Source organism: Salinicola peritrichatus (genome assembly GCF_003206715.1).
GTDB classification, from domain to species: domain Bacteria; phylum Pseudomonadota; class Gammaproteobacteria; order Pseudomonadales; family Halomonadaceae; genus Salinicola; species Salinicola peritrichatus.
This window is the reverse complement of the sequence record NZ_PZJU01000073.1, coordinates 1-13,610: the sequence shown is the minus strand read 5'-3', so window position 1 is coordinate 13,610 and position 13,610 is coordinate 1. Positions and strand designations below refer to the sequence as shown.

15 protein-coding genes are annotated in these 13,610 nt (G+C 63.5%); 2 read left to right on the top strand and 13 right to left on the bottom strand.

Features of this window, described 5'->3' with window-relative positions; translation table 11 throughout:
• The first annotated feature begins 26 nt into the window (after positions 1 to 26).
• A complete protein-coding gene (gene flgL, locus DOM57_RS20100; RefSeq protein ID WP_110651094.1) occupies positions 27 to 1,238 on the top strand; it encodes a flagellar hook-associated protein FlgL in 1,212 nt (403 codons plus the stop codon).
• A gap of 63 nt (positions 1,239 to 1,301) precedes the next feature.
• On the opposite strand, the gene fliR is transcribed toward flgL, so the two are convergent.
• The 13 genes from fliR to fliF all read right to left on the bottom strand — a co-directional run bounded on the left by fliR (position 1,302) and on the right by fliF (position 12,903).
• A complete protein-coding gene (gene fliR, locus DOM57_RS20095; protein ID WP_110651092.1) occupies positions 1,302 to 2,096 on the bottom strand; it encodes a flagellar biosynthetic protein FliR in 795 nt (264 codons plus the stop codon).
• Between the two features lie 11 nt (positions 2,097 to 2,107).
• Entirely contained in the window at positions 2,108 to 2,377 is a 270-nt protein-coding gene (gene fliQ / locus DOM57_RS20090) for a flagellar biosynthesis protein FliQ (RefSeq protein ID WP_110651090.1), read from the bottom strand.
• Positions 2,378 to 2,423: 46 nt separating this feature from the next.
• A complete protein-coding gene (gene fliP / locus DOM57_RS20085; protein WP_239496345.1) occupies positions 2,424 to 3,155 on the bottom strand; it encodes a flagellar type III secretion system pore protein FliP in 732 nt (243 codons plus the stop codon).
• A gap of 56 nt (positions 3,156 to 3,211) precedes the next feature.
• Positions 3,212 to 3,637, bottom strand: a complete 426-nt coding sequence (fliO, locus tag DOM57_RS20080; RefSeq protein WP_110651088.1) for a flagellar biosynthetic protein FliO — start codon at positions 3,635 to 3,637, stop codon at positions 3,212 to 3,214.
• Between the two features lie 10 nt (positions 3,638 to 3,647).
• On the bottom strand, positions 3,648 to 4,166 hold the full coding sequence (gene fliN, locus DOM57_RS20075) for a flagellar motor switch protein FliN (RefSeq protein WP_110651086.1): 519 nt from the start codon (positions 4,164 to 4,166) through the stop codon (positions 3,648 to 3,650).
• Entirely contained in the window at positions 4,159 to 5,166 is a 1,008-nt protein-coding gene (gene fliM / locus DOM57_RS20070) for a flagellar motor switch protein FliM (RefSeq protein ID WP_110651084.1), read from the bottom strand. The genes fliN and fliM overlap by 8 nt, the downstream gene beginning before the upstream one ends.
• A gap of 18 nt (positions 5,167 to 5,184) precedes the next feature.
• Positions 5,185 to 5,667 (bottom strand): flagellar basal body-associated protein FliL, encoded by a 483-nt coding sequence (fliL, locus tag DOM57_RS20065; protein ID WP_239496344.1) that lies wholly within the window; start codon positions 5,665 to 5,667, stop codon positions 5,185 to 5,187.
• 241 nt (positions 5,668 to 5,908) lie between these two features.
• On the bottom strand, positions 5,909 to 7,048 hold the full coding sequence (locus DOM57_RS20060) for a flagellar hook-length control protein FliK (RefSeq protein WP_110651080.1): 1,140 nt from the start codon (positions 7,046 to 7,048) through the stop codon (positions 5,909 to 5,911).
• Positions 7,049 to 7,318: 270 nt separating this feature from the next.
• Complete coding sequence (gene fliJ, locus DOM57_RS20055; protein ID WP_239496347.1) at positions 7,319 to 7,768, bottom strand: flagellar export protein FliJ; 450 nt, start codon at positions 7,766 to 7,768, stop codon at positions 7,319 to 7,321.
• 136 nt (positions 7,769 to 7,904) lie between these two features.
• A complete protein-coding gene (gene fliI / locus DOM57_RS20050; protein ID WP_110651076.1) occupies positions 7,905 to 9,368 on the bottom strand; it encodes a flagellar protein export ATPase FliI in 1,464 nt (487 codons plus the stop codon).
• Positions 9,361 to 10,116 carry a flagellar assembly protein FliH gene (locus tag DOM57_RS20045; RefSeq protein ID WP_110651074.1) on the bottom strand — a complete coding sequence of 252 codons (756 nt, stop codon included), beginning with the start codon at positions 10,114 to 10,116 and terminating at the stop codon, positions 9,361 to 9,363. The genes fliI and DOM57_RS20045 overlap by 8 nt, the downstream gene beginning before the upstream one ends.
• Entirely contained in the window at positions 10,109 to 11,107 is a 999-nt protein-coding gene (gene fliG / locus DOM57_RS20040) for a flagellar motor switch protein FliG (RefSeq protein ID WP_110651073.1), read from the bottom strand. Before fliG ends, DOM57_RS20045 begins: the two co-directional genes overlap by 8 nt.
• Positions 11,104 to 12,903 (bottom strand): flagellar basal-body MS-ring/collar protein FliF, encoded by a 1,800-nt coding sequence (gene fliF, locus DOM57_RS20035; protein ID WP_110651071.1) that lies wholly within the window; start codon positions 12,901 to 12,903, stop codon positions 11,104 to 11,106. Before fliF ends, fliG begins: the two co-directional genes overlap by 4 nt.
• Positions 12,904 to 13,196: 293 nt before the next feature.
• Here fliF and fliE point away from each other — a divergent pair, with 293 nt between their 5' ends.
• Positions 13,197 to 13,523, top strand: coding sequence for a flagellar hook-basal body complex protein FliE (gene fliE, locus DOM57_RS20030; protein WP_110651069.1), 327 nt, complete (start codon positions 13,197 to 13,199; stop codon positions 13,521 to 13,523).
• Positions 13,524 to 13,610: the final 87 nt, after the last annotated feature.

Genomic DNA, 13,610 nt, shown 5'->3' with positions numbered 1-13,610 from the left:
GCCGGGCGTCGGTCAGGAGAGAAATCATGCGTGTCAGCACGGTCATCATGTTCGAGCGCAGTGTCAGCTCGATGAATCGTCAGCAGAGCGAGTTCATGCAGATCGGTGAACAGATCGCCTCGGGCAAGCGGGTGGTGCGTCCGTCGGACGATCCTCAGGCGGCCTCGCGCGCCGTCGGCGTTTCTCAATCTCTGGCCACCAATAGTCAGCAGAGCGATAGCCGGGTGACGGTGCGTAACTCACTGAGTCAGGAAGAGAGCGTTCTCGATAGCGTCACCGATTCCCTGACCCGAGCCAAGGAGCTACTGGTGCAGGCGGGCAACGGCACCTTGAGCGATGCCGATCGCGAATCGATGGCCGCCGATCTGCGCGGCGTCTACGAAGCGATGCTCGGCCAGGCCAACTCCACCGACGGCAACGGCAGCTATCTCTTCGGTGGCTACAAGGATGGCGCCGAGCCTTTCGTCAAGGATGGTGGAGCGGTAAGTTATGTTGGCTCCGACAGTGTGCGCCAACAGAAAGTCGATTCCTCGCGCCTGATGGAGGTCGGCGATACCGGCAGCGATGTTTTCCAGAGCGTGGCGGCGGGCGCGGGTTACGTGGCGAAGGCGGGCGATACCAACAGCGGGACGCTGACCTTTACCGGCCCCCAGATAACCGATACGACCGTCGAGGGCTATGGCGATAGCTACGAGATCAGCTTCAGCGATAACGGCGATGGCACCTACGATTACACTGTGACGGGTGTTGCCGGTGGCGACGTCACTGGCACCTATGATGGTGATAGTGCAACGCTGGAGTTCGGCGGTATCCGACTGACGCTGGAAGGCACTCCCGAGGATGGCGACACCATCGCCATGGGCCAGGCCCAGAACATGGAGCCGGATATCTTCAAGACGCTGGAAAATATGCTCTCGGCGCTGGAGAATCCGCTGGATTCCGACGCCGACAAGGCGGCCTTCGCCAATACACTGTCGACTTCCAGCCGAGAGGTGGACAACGCGCTCGACAACGTACTCACCGTGCGGGCTTCCGTCGGGGCGCGGCTCAACGAGCTGGATACGCTCGATACCGTGGGCGGCGATCGCAAGATCAGTTATACCCAGACCCAGAGCGATCTGATCGACCTGGATTACACCACTGCCATTTCGGACTACGTTCTGCGTCAGGTGGGGCTGCAGGCCGCGCAGAAGGCCTTCGTCAATCTGCAGGGAACGTCGCTGTTCGAGCTGATGTGACGCGGTCTTGAAGCTAGTGAGATAAAAAAACGATGCCCGGGCCCAAAGCCCGGGCATTTGCATCTATCCCCCCGCGCCGGCCATCTGCTCGATCATCCCTTGCATGAAGCGCAGCTGCTGGTCGAACAGGCCGCTCAGGAAACCGCCGAGATCCGGCATCAGCGTCGTCATCAGCACTAGACCAGCGGTCAGCGTCATCGGAAAGCCGACCGAAAAGACCGACAACTGGGGGGAGGCGCGGTTGAGAATGCCGAGCGAGAGGTTGATCAGCAGCAGGGCGGTGACGATGGGCACGGCCAGCAGCAGGCCGGAAGTGAAGATGGTGCCGCCCCAGCGCGCCAGGGTCTCGGCGAAGCTGGCATCGATCGAGGTGGCGCCGATCGGCAGCACTTCGAAAGTCCAGGCGAGGATTTCGATGCAGATCAGATGCCCGTTGAGGGCAAGAAACATCAGTAGCGTGAGCATCTCGAACAGGCGCGACAACACCATGGTGTTGGTACCGGAGTCCGGTGTGTAGAAGCTGGCGAATCCCAGCCCCATCTGCATGCTGATGAATTCGCCGGCTGTCTGCACCACCGCGATCATGATCCGTAGCACCATGCCCATGGCCACGCCGATCAGCAACTGCTGCAGCATGATGCCGACGCTGGCGAGGGAAAACAGCGGCACGTTCGGCATCGGCGGCAATGCCGGGGCGATGGCGAAGGCCAGCCCCACGCCGAACAGCACCTTGAACTGGCGCGGCACGCTCGGCATGCCCCACAACGGCGAAGCCATGACGAAAGCGAGAATACGTACCGTCGGCCAGAAGAAGAGCTGCAGCCAGGCCTGCCATTGGGCGCTAGTGATGTCGATCATCGACCGGCGGCTTAGCCGACCATTTGCGGAATATTGGTGAGCAGTTCGGTGGTGAAATTGCTGAGCATCTGTATCAGCCAGGAGCCAGAAAGCGTCAGCGCCGCGAACACGCCCAGGATCTTGGGGATGAACGACAGCGTCATCTCGTTGATCTGCGTCGCCGCCTGGAACAGGCTCACCAGCAGACCAATCAGCAGCGCGGTCAACAGCAGCGGGGCGGCCATCATCAGTGTCAGCTTCATGCCCTGGTAGGCCAGGCTCATTACCATTTCGGGAGTCATCGGGCACCTCCAGCGAGCCGTCGGACGACTGACGCCGTCAAACGGTTCATGTCATGTAAAAACTCTGGGTCAGCGAGCCGATCAGCAGTTGCCAGCCGTCGACCAGCACGAACAGCATCAGCTTGAACGGCAACGAAATCGTCGCTGGCGGTACCATCATCATCCCCAGCGCCATCAGCACGCTGGCGACCACCAGATCGATGATCAGAAATGGAATGAAGATAGTGAAGCCGATCTGGAAGGCGGTCTTCAGCTCGCTGGTGGCGTAGGCCGGCACCAGAATCCGCATCGGGACGTCTTCCGGTCCCTGCATTTCACCGACATCGGCAATCCGCGCGAACATTGCCAGGTCCGCCTTGCGGGTCTGGGCGAACATGAATTCCCGAAACGGCTGACTGCCCCGTTCCAGGGCTTCTTCCAGCGAGATCTGCTCGGCCGAAAATGGCTGCCACGCTTCTTCGTAGACACGATCGAGCACCGGCGACATGACGAAGAAGGTCAGGAACAGCGCCAGTCCGAGCAGTACCTGCGTCGGCGGTGCGGAGGGGGTGCTCATGGCGGTACGCAGCAGCCCCAGCACGATGATGATGCGGGTGAAGCAGGTCATCAGCAGCAGCATTGCCGGCAGGAAGGCCAGCGACGACAGGAACAGCAGGGTCTGCAGGCTCAACGACCAGCGCTGGCCGCCGTCCGGCATGGGTTCGCTGACGATGCCGGGCAGGGCCTGGGCCAGGGCCAGATCGCTGGTTCCCAGCGCGACGACTGCCAGCAGTCCCACTGTTGGTCGAGACAGTATCAGCCTGCGTAACGGGAGACGGTATCGAATCCACGCGATCACGGTTTATTCCCGTCGCGACGTCGACCCAGCTGGCGGGCGTTGTGCTGCATCGCCTGGCGCAGGCGGCCGGAGAAACTACCCGACAACGGCGCGGAGGCAGGCGTTTCCGTCTCGGGCGGCGGCTCCAGCGTGTCGAGCTTGGTGACCTGGCCGCCGCCGACACCGAGCACCAGCCAGCGATTCTCGACTTCGACGATGACCACGCGCTCACGCTGGCCCACCGGGGTAGTGGCGACCACGCGCAGATGCTGGGTGCCGGCACGTCGGTTGGGGCCGATGCGTTTCAGCAGCCACGCGCAAAGCAGAATGATGGCGATCACCACCAACAGCGAGACCGCCGTCTTGCCGAGCATCAACAGGCCCAGGCCGTCGCCGGTGTCGCCGACGGCCTGGCCGACTCGCTGCGCACTGTCTCCGTTCATGGGGTGCCGTTCATCGGTTGAGCTTCTGCACGCGTTCGGAGGGCGTGATGATTTCGGTGATACGAATTCCGTACTTATCCTCCACCACGACCACTTCGCCCTGGGCGATCAGATAGCCGTTGATCAGGATATCCATCGGCTCGCCGGCGAGGCCATCGAGTTCGACCACCGAGCCTTGAGCGAGCTCGAGCAGCTGCTTGATGGTGATGCGGGTGCGCCCCAGCTCGACCGACAGCTTGACCGGAATGTCCATGATCACGCCGAGGTCGCGGGACTGACGTGACTCGCTGCCCGCGTCGAAAGACTGGAACAGTTCGGATTCGGCTGCCGGTTCCGCTGCCGGGGCGGGGGCTTCCGCTTCGGGCTCGATGCCCTGTTCGGCCATCGCCGCGGCCCAAGGGTCGTCGGTTTCAGGTTCGACGCCCTGTTCCGCCATGGCCTCCGCCCAAAGGTCGTCGGCATCCTGGTCGTTGTCGCTGGCCGTATCGTAGGATCCCTTCTGGGGGCCCGGCTTCTGATCGTCACTCATTGTCGAAATCCTTCATGGCGGAGTACGTACCATGGTCGATGAGATGCTTGACGCGCAGAGCCCGCTGGCCCTGGCGCGTGCCGTATTCGCAGGCCATGACCGGCACGCCGTCGACGCGAACGCCGATCGTCTGGGGCAGGTCGATGGGCAGGATGTCGCCGACCTGCAGCGACATGACGTCACCGATGGTCGAGTCGATCTCGGCGAAATCGGCGATCAGTTCGACCTGGGTCTGCTTGATCTCGCCGGCCATGCGGGACTCCCACTGGGCGTCGTCGCTGCCGTATACACCGATCGGGCTCGACAGCACGTCGCGGATCGGTTCGATCATGGAAAACGGAATACAGATGTTGAAGTCGCTGGCCAGGTTGCCCACCTCGAGGTGGAAGGTGCTGTTGACCACGATCTCGTTGGGGGAATTGGTGATGTTGGCGAAGCGCACCTGCATCTCGGAGCGCATGTAGTCGACCTCCAGCGGGTAGACCGACTTCCAGGCATCGCCGTAGCCGTCCAGCGCCAGCGACAGCAGGCGCTGAATGATGCGCTGTTCCGTCGCCGTGAACTCGCGACCGTCCGATTTGGTCAGAAAGCGGCCATCGCCGCCGAACAGGTTGTCGACCACCATGAACACCAGGCTTGGCGGAAACACCAGCAGTGCCGTGCCTTTCAGCGGCTTGAGGCTGATCAGGTTGAGATTGGTCGGCACCGGCAGGTTGCGGGCAAATTGGCTGTAGCTCTGATAGCGCACACCGGAAACGGTGATATCGGCGCTGCGGCGGATCAGGTTGAACAGAGCAACGCGAAACAGGCGTGCAAAGCGCTCGTTGATGATATCCAGCGCATGCAGACGCTCGCGGATGATTCGGTGCTGATTGGCTGGATCGAAAGGGCGCGTGCGCCGTGCATCCGACGGTTCTTCGGCTTGCTTGTCGTCGTCGCCGCTGACGCCGTTGAGCAGCGCGTCAATCTCTTCCTGCGACAGCAAATCGTCTTGGGACATGGGTTGCCTGAACGCCGCTTACTGCACGATGAAATCGGAAAACAGCACGTCATCGATCGACAACGTAGGCTGCGGTGTGGTGATCGGCTCGTCGAACAGACCGAGAATTTCCCGCTTCAGCTCGATCTTGCCCGCGGGTTTGATCAGTTCCGCGGCGCTCTTGCCCGACAGCAGCATCAATAGCCGGCTGCGTACCTCGGGCATGTGCTGGGACAGGAAATCGCTGGTCGCCTGATCGTTGACCCGCAGAGAAAGGCCGACATAGAGCAGCCGATCCCCGTAGTCGCTCTGCAGATTGACCGTGAACGGTGCGATGGGCACGAAAATCGGTACCGGCGGCTCGGCCGCCGGTTCGTCGGCGGTTGTGGGTTCGGCGTTGGCGCCGCGGGAGTCAAGGTAAAAGTAGACGGCTGCGGAGCTGACGACCGACAGTAGGACAATCAACAATCCGATCAGGAACAGCGAGCGCCTTTTGTACGGAGCGGTTTGAGTTGCGGCCATTGCTTCTGCCATAGCGGGGAATTCCAGGAAGTTGCAGGGATTATGCGGTGTCGGTCCGTTTGGTGATTGCCGGAATAGACCACTTCCGGTTTGCCAACTTCACCTTTCGCGATTGTCGTGCGAGTTCGGTCTGCCGAACCCCATCGGCAACGACTTCACGACAACAGGGACCGCATAGCGTGATAGCGACGACGTATGGAGTCCAATGTTCGTCCGCATCCTGTGTTATCGGCAGCGGCCGCTAGGCATAAAGGTTGATATTGCCGTTGATGGCGGAGGAGGCCTGACGCAAGGCGATCTCGCCGGGCTCCTCAGCGAGAGGCGAGAGCGCCGACTCGGCTCCCGACATGGCCAGACGCGACGGATTGCCTCGTTCTTCCTGGCCCTGCTGGAACTGACCCTGGTCGCCCACCATGGCTTCGCCGAGGGCGATACCGCTGTCGGCCAGGGCTTCGCGCAACTGAGGAATCGCCGCTTCGACTGCGGCGCGCACCGGCGCGTGGGCAGACAGTATATGCAGCTGTGCCTGCTGGTCGTTGACCGTCAAGGTCAGGCTCAACGGCCCCAGTTCCTGCGGATGCAGGCGCAGTTCCATCTGGTGATCGCCTCGCTGATGCATCTGGAGGACCTGTTGACCCAGGGATGCCGGCCATTGCGGCGAATTGACCGCTACCGGAATCGTCGCGCCGGCTGGCGCGGTGGAGGTCGGCGTGGTCGATGTCATGCTGGCGCCGCTGGTTGCCTGACTACTGGCAAGATTGCCGAGCCCGCCCGTTGCCTGATCTCCCGCCCGGCCCGGCAACTGCTCGATATCCGGCTGACCACCGTCACCGGCACGTTGAATCTGCGCCACGGCATTGGCGTCGGCAAGCTTGAAAACGGGCTCAGTCGGTCGCGCCTTCACGCTGTCATCCGCGATAGTGGCCACCTTGTCATGTCCGTCCCGGTTCTGAATCGTCGCCTGTCGCACGAGTGACGTCTCGTCAGCGTCATCCGTCGCGAGCGTATGCCGAGGCTCCGTGCTCGGCTGATCGCCAGTCGACGTGCTGTCACCCTTGGCTGCACCGTCACCGGCCATCGCCGCCTGAACGGCTGCCAGTAGAGTGCTGGATGGCGTGGAGCCCGTAGCCGGAGCCGCTTGGGCGCCGAGACTTTCGGTCGTTGCGCTCTGCGTCAGCGGTTGCAGTGCAGGGAGGCTGGCGAATAGGGCGGCGATGGCGTCGACATCGGTATCCGCGTCGGTCGTATCGCCCGCGCTTGTCGCCGCGTTGCCCTCCGGGTTGCCGAGCATGGCCGCCAGGTCGGCGCTGGACGCTTGAAACTGACCGGCGATTGCCGCGAGCTTGACGCTGTCTTCGGTTTGCGCCGGGGAGGCGTGCATCGAGTCGTCCGTCGCGGTGTCCTGACGCTGCGACCCGAGCTCTGGCGATCGTGGGTTCGCAGTCTCGGTGGACTCGGTGGAGGGCGTATTGGCTTTCCTGGCCTGTGTCATGGCATCGGCGAAGGGAGTCGGCGTAGCGGTATCGGCATCATTTGCGTTGCGCCCGGTCGACGTCGATTTGCCCGATGATGTGGCGGCTGCCGTAAGCTGAGTGATCTGGGAAACGTCCATGCGCGATGCTATTGCTGTGAATTTTATTCGGTCGCAGCGTTAGTACTGAAGACCGTTATCCTGCTGACGACGGCGCAGTTGCGCTGCCATTTCGTCACTATGTCGCTGTTCGTTGCGCGCCTGGCGATAGGCCTGCTCGCGTTCGCCGCGGGCATGCAGCGTGTCGTAGGCGTTGAGCTTGCGAAGCTCGCCCTGCCAGCGATGCACACCGTGCTCGACCCGGGTCTGCTGCTCGCCGAGCAGACGCCGCTGCTGATCGATGGCGTTGTCCAGGGAGCCGAGAAACTGTTGGTAATCGCGCCATTGGCTTGATGAAACGCCCTTGGCCAGACTGTCGTGCAGTTTGCGCTGGTATTCGTCGCGGTACTGTTGCAGCTGTTCCAGTCGCTCTTCCGCATTCTGCTGCTGGCGGCGCAGGCGACCGAGATCCTCGACGGCCTTGTCACTGCTCCGCTGGGCGAGATCGCGCAGCATTTGCATGGCTTGCATATTGGCCAAGATGTTACCTCCCACTCATGGCTTCGAGAAGAACAGGGAAATGTCATCGCTTGGCATTGTCGCGCGGTGGCGTCGAATCAAAGGATCGATTAGCGCTTCAGAAAGGGGGCTATTCCCGAGGCGATGCTCACTCGATATCAGGAAGAAGCCGCTCGAGATCGCGCAGGGTATGCGACATGTCCGAGACCTCGTCCATGCGCTGCTGGAGGAAGGCCTCGAGTCTTGAATACAGTGCCACGGCGCGGTCGAGCTGGGGGTCCTGGCCGCTGACGTAGGCGCCGACGTTGATCAGGTCGCGATTGCGCTGATAACGCGAGATCATCTGCTTGAACCGCTGAGCCTGGCGCAAGCGCTTGCCGTCCACCACGGCGGGCATGGCACGGCTGATCGAGGCTTCGATATCGATGGCGGGATAGTGGCCACTCTCGGCCAGTTGGCGCGACAGCACGATGTGGCCATCGAGAATGGCGCGCGCGGCGTCGGCGATCGGGTCCTGCTGGTCGTCACCCTCGGTCAGTACGGTATAGAAGGCGGTGATCGAGCCGCCGCCGCGCTTGCCGTTGCCGGCGCGCTCGACCAGTGCGGGTAGCTTGGCGAAGACCGACGGTGGATAGCCCTTGGTGGCCGGCGGCTCGCCGATCGCCAGGGCGATCTCGCGGGCGGCCATGGCGTAACGCGTCAGCGAGTCCATGATCAGCAGTACGTTGCGCCCCTGATCGCGAAAATCCTCCGCCAGACGCGTGGCGTAGGCCGCGCCCTGCATGCGCTGCAGCGGAGAGGTGTCGGCGGGGGCGGCGACCACCACCGCCCGGGCAAGGCCGTCGTCGCCCAGAATGTTCTCGATGAAGTCCTGGACTTCGCGCCCGCGCTCGCCGATCAGGCCGACGACGATGACATCGGCGTCGGTGAAGCGTGCCATCATGCCGAGCAACACGCTCTTGCCCACCCCCGAACCGGCGAACAGGCCCATGCGCTGACCGCGACCGACGGTCAGCAGGCCGTTGATCGCGCGAATGCCGACATCGATGGCGGTATCGATCGGCGCGCGGGCCAGGGGGTTGATTGGGGGCGTTTCCAGGGGGGCGTGAGGGCTCTGTTCGAGCGGCCCGTGGGCATCCAATGGACGTCCGTTGCCGTCGACCACACGGCCCAGCAGGCCATCGCCGAGGGGAAAGCGCCGGGCGCTGGCAACGTCCAGCCGGTTGCCGCTGAGCGCCAGCACGCGAGCCCCGGGCAACAAGCCGCTGGTATCGGCCAGCGGCATCAAAAACAGTTTCTCGCCGGAAAAACCGACCACTTCCGCTTCGGCGAAACGTTCGTCGCCCTGGGGCGATAGACCGGGGGATAGAGGCGATAGCCCGGGAGATAACGGTGACGGTCCGGGCGACAGCTCGATCAGGCAGGCGCTGCCCAGCGGCAGGCGAATGCCGACGGCCTCCAGCACCAGCCCGGTGGCACGCGTGATGCGGCCTTCGAAACGGTAGCGGGATAGCGCCTCGACTCGGTGGGTGACCTTGGTCAGCGCCTGGCGCCAGCGCTGGCTATGTTCGCCAGTGCCGCTGTCCGGCGGCGGTGCGACAGGCTCAGTCATCGCCGGCGTCGCTCGCGGGTTCGTCGCTGGACGGGCCTCGACGCCGCCGCTGATCGAGAATCGCTTTCCACTGTGTGCTCAGGCTGGCATCGAGGCCGCCACTGGCGCTGGTCGCACGGCACCCGCCGCGTTCGAGAGTGGCGTCGGGGTGACATTCCCAGCCGGCAGCAGCGAGTTCGTCACCGATCGTCGACGTTACCAGCGCCAGATCCTCGGGATGCAGCCACAGCTTGGCTTTGCCGCTGAGGTTGGCGTCGGCGTCGAGCAGCTCGCGTACCACGTTGAGAATATGGTCCGGTTTCGCGGCCAACGATTCGCCCGCGAGCTGGCGGCCGGCGATCAGCGCCAGCTCGACCAGTTGGTCGGCGACTTCGTCGTCGAGAGAGGCGAGGGCGCAGCGGAAGTTCGCCGCCATGTCCGCGATCGGCGTCAGGCTCAGATCCAGGCGTTTGCGGAATTCCAGCTCGGCAACCGCGTTCGCCGCCGCCAGGCCTTCTGCGTACCCGGCCTGATAGCCTTTTTCGTGCCCCTCGGCATGCCCCGCCTCGAAGCCGTTGCGTCTGGCTTCCTCGGCCGCGGCACGCCGCGCCCGCTCGTCGGCTTGTTGCTGGCGACGCCGACGCTCGGGCTCGGGATCGGACTGCGGGCGGGTGGTGGGCACGTCCCGTTCCAGGTCTCCCATCTGCCAGCGATGCCAGTGGCTGGCCGTCTCCATCGAACGCCCGGGCGAGTGTCGACGTTCAGACATAACCGTCGTCGCCCCCACTCAAGGCAATCTCGCCGGAATCCGCCAGACGTCGTACCACGCCGAGGATCGCTTTCTGCTCGTTCTCGACTTGGGATAGACGGATCGGGCCGCGGTTTTCCATGTCCTCGCGCATGAGCTGGGCCGCACGCTGGGACATGTTGCGCATGAATTTCTCGACCAGCGCCTCCTCGGCGCCGCGCAGGGCGATGACCAGCGAGTTGGTCTCGATCTCGCGCAGGATCAACTGGATGCCGCGATCGTCGATATCCAGCAGGTTCTCGAACAGGAACATCTCGTCGATGATGCGCTGGGCCAGGTCCTCGCTGTGCGAGCGGACCACTTCGATGACCTGCTCCTCCTGGGCGGAGTTCATCAGGTTGAGAATCTCGGCGGCCGTCCTCACGCCGCCCATCTTGCTGCGCTTGAGGTTGGTGCCGTCGAGCATCGAGGTCAGCACCTCGGTCAGCTCCTGCAGCGCCGCCGGCTGTACGCCGCTGAACGTGGCAATGCGCAGCATGACGTCGTTGCGCTGCTTTTCGTCGAACAGTTCGAGAATGTCGGCGGCCTGGGATCGCTCCAGATGAACCAGGATGGTGGCGATGATCTGAGGATGCTCGTCGCGAATCATCTCCGCCACCATCGACGCTTCCATCAGGTTGAGCGAGTCGATGCCGGAGGCGGTGTTGCTGGTTTCGAGAATATCCTCGATCAGGCTGCTCGCGCGTTCGCTGCCCAGTGCCTTGGTCAGTACAGCACGGATATGCTCGTTGGTATGCAGATTGATCGCGGTGAACTGCTCGGAGTCATCGTGGAAATCGCGCAGCACGGCCGCCATTTCCTCATGGGAAACCTGGCCGAGCTTGGCCATCTCCTGGCTGACTTCCTGTACCTCGCGGCTGGAGAGGTACTTGAACACCTCGGCGGCGCTATCCTCGTCCAGGGACAGCAGCAGAATCGCGCCACGGCGGGCGCCGCTCATTTGCATCGTCATGACTTTTCCATCCAGGTTCTGACCACCATGGCGACCAGGCGGGGGTCTTCCTGGGCGATCTCGCGGGCATCCTTGAGATCCTGCTCATAGCTCGATGAGCGCCGGCGGCTGCGTTGCCGTGTACTGGCGGCGCCGTCGGTGGATGTCGTCTCGCCGACCTCCTGATAGCTGGCGGTGCCGGCGGCAGCTGCCGCGGCGGATGCCGGCGCCGGTGCGGGCGTCTGGGCAATACGGCTCTCGCGGGTCTGTCGAATCAAGGGCTTCACTACCTTGAACCACAGGAACAGCGCGACCAGGGCGACGATCAGGTATTTCAGCGCGCTCTTGCCCAGGCTCCAGACTTCCGGTGTCTGCCACCACGGCACGCTCTCGAAAGTCTGCTCGCTGACGCGGAACGGACTGTTGACGACCGCCAGGGCATCGCCTCGTGCCTCCGAGAAGCCCATGGCCTGGCGTACCAGGCCGCGTATCTGCGCCATTTCGGCATCGCTCAGCGCGACCTGGGTCGGTTCGCCGTCATCGTCGACGCCGTCGTGATAGTTGACCACCACGGCTACCGACAGGCGTTCGATGGCACCGCTTTGCTGCTTGACGTGTTCGACGGTACGGTCGACTTCGTAATTGATGGTGCTGTCGCGGCGTGTCTGGCCCACGTTGGCGGCGTCGGCATCGTCTTGCGTGGTTTGCGCGGTATCCGCCTGCGCGCCGTTCTGGTCGGTGTCGTTGGCGTCGTCGCCATTGTCGGCTTGAGTCTCCGGGGCGTTGATCGGCGAGGCGGCGGTACCCGGGGGTTGATTGCTGAGCGCGCCGGGAACGCCCATGGCCAGGTCGGCATTGCTCTGGAACGATGCGCTGCTTTGCTGGCTGCGCACCGCGGCTTCGTTGGGTGCCTGGTTGGGGCCGTAGCGCTCCGAGGTCTGTTCCCGCTGGGCGAAATCGACATCCGCAGTCACCTGGGCCTTGACGTTCTTGGCGCCGACGATGGGCGCCAGTATCGATTCGATGCGCTTGGCATAGGCGTTTTCCAGATTGCGCACGTAATCGAGCTGGCTACCGTCGAGTCGCGTGCCGTCGCCGTCGGTCTGCGTGAGCAGGTCGCCGTTCTGGTCGATGACGGTGACGTCTTCGGTGGCCAGCTGGGGCACGCTGCTGGATACCATATGCACGATCGCATTGACCTGGCCTGGGCCGAGAACCCGGCCGGGCTGCAGATCCAGGACCACCGACGCACTCGCCGGTTGGCTCTCGCGCACGAAGACGGAAGGCTTGGCCATGGCCAGGTGCACGCGGGCGCGTTCCACGCTGCCCAGCGTGGCGATGGTGCGCGCCAGCTCGCCTTCCAGCGCGCGCTGGTAGTTGACCTGTTCGGCGAACTGGCTGATGCCGAACGCCTGGTCGTCCATCAACTCGAAGCCGACGCCGCTGGCCTGCGGCAGGCCCTGTTCGGCCAGCTTGAGGCGCAGCGGTCGTACCTGATCGGCGGGGACCAGCAGCGCTTGGCCGCTTTCGCTGAAGCGGTAGGGGACGCCCATGGTGTCGAGCTGGGTGATGATGCGGCCGCCGTCGGCGTCGGTCAGGGTCGAATAGAGCACGCGATACTCAGGACTCCGCGCCCACAACAGCAGCGCGATGACCACCGCGATCGCGGCCGCGCCAGCGATGATCAGCGGCAGGCGGGGGTTGCTCTGCAATTTGTTCAGCCACTCGCGGCCACCGGCCGCGTCCTGCTGGGCGCCACCTCGTGAGGCTTGCGCACCCTGGTTCTGAGTTTCGTTGGGCGACGTGGCCGTGCTCATGGCGTGCTCCGCTTGGCGCACGCGATCTGACTCGACAACATAGCGGTGTTCCGCTCCCTGCAACGCGTCTGCTCATCCGTACCGCCGCGCGTCCGGGTTTCCTTACCGGGACGGCCTTGGCCGGGGCGTATGTGTGATGGCAGCCATTATGTGTTCGTCTGTTAACCGTGAAGGTGGGAAAAGCCGGTGTTTTCGCACGCATTTACTCCGATGGTGGAGAGCGACGGCTTGATAGGCTGCGACCGTCGAGTTAAACCCACGGCGTTCGTTCGCCGTCCTACAAGGACAACACAATGAGTGCTCCAGCCATCCAGGCGGCGCTGCAACAGATGCAGGCGCTGTCGGCCCAGGCCAGCGGCCAGAATGCCGGTTCCTCCTCGCCATCGGATCAGGCGCCGGGCAGTTTCGCCGGTGAACTCCAGGCATCGCTTGGCCGGATCAATCAGATGCAGCAATCAGCCAACCAGCAAGCGATGTCGTTCCAGGCCGGCGACCCGGACGTGGCGCTCAACGACGTCATGATCGACATGCAGAAGGCGAGCGTGGCATTCGAGATGGGCGTTCAGGTGCGCAATCGCCTGGTGACGGCATATAAGGACGTGATGGGCATGCAGATTTAGAGGGAAACACTGCATAAATGGCTGCGCAGGCGAATCGACTTCGTTGCGCGGTGCTGGAGCGCCAGCCCGGTCGAATCCTCACCTATA

Excerpts from the sequence above, each read along its gene's own strand:
- flgL (WP_110651094.1), top strand. The coding sequence starts at position 27 with ATGCGTGTCAGCACGGTCATCATGTTCGAGCGCAGTGTCAGCTCGATG.
- fliR (WP_110651092.1), bottom strand. The coding sequence starts at position 2,096 with ATGATCGACATCACTAGCGCCCAATGGCAGGCCTGGCTGCAGCTCTTC.
- fliQ (WP_110651090.1), bottom strand. The coding sequence starts at position 2,377 with ATGACTCCCGAAATGGTAATGAGCCTGGCCTACCAGGGCATGAAGCTG.
- fliO (WP_110651088.1), bottom strand. The coding sequence starts at position 3,637 with ATGAACGGAGACAGTGCGCAGCGAGTCGGCCAGGCCGTCGGCGACACC.
- fliN (WP_110651086.1), bottom strand. The coding sequence starts at position 4,166 with ATGAGTGACGATCAGAAGCCGGGCCCCCAGAAGGGATCCTACGATACG.
- fliM (WP_110651084.1), bottom strand. The coding sequence starts at position 5,166 with ATGTCCCAAGACGATTTGCTGTCGCAGGAAGAGATTGACGCGCTGCTC.
- fliL (WP_239496344.1), bottom strand. The coding sequence starts at position 5,667 with ATGGCCGCAACTCAAACCGCTCCGTACAAAAGGCGCTCGCTGTTCCTG.
- DOM57_RS20060 (WP_110651080.1), bottom strand. The coding sequence starts at position 7,048 with ATGCACGCCTCCCCGGCGCAAACCGAAGACAGCGTCAAGCTCGCGGCA.
- fliJ (WP_239496347.1), bottom strand. The coding sequence starts at position 7,768 with ATGCAAGCCATGCAAATGCTGCGCGATCTCGCCCAGCGGAGCAGTGAC.
- fliI (WP_110651076.1), bottom strand. The coding sequence starts at position 9,368 with ATGACTGAGCCTGTCGCACCGCCGCCGGACAGCGGCACTGGCGAACAT.
- DOM57_RS20045 (WP_110651074.1), bottom strand. The coding sequence starts at position 10,116 with ATGTCTGAACGTCGACACTCGCCCGGGCGTTCGATGGAGACGGCCAGC.
- fliG (WP_110651073.1), bottom strand. The coding sequence starts at position 11,107 with ATGACGATGCAAATGAGCGGCGCCCGCCGTGGCGCGATTCTGCTGCTG.
- fliF (WP_110651071.1), bottom strand. The coding sequence starts at position 12,903 with ATGAGCACGGCCACGTCGCCCAACGAAACTCAGAACCAGGGTGCGCAA.
- fliE (WP_110651069.1), top strand. The coding sequence starts at position 13,197 with ATGAGTGCTCCAGCCATCCAGGCGGCGCTGCAACAGATGCAGGCGCTG.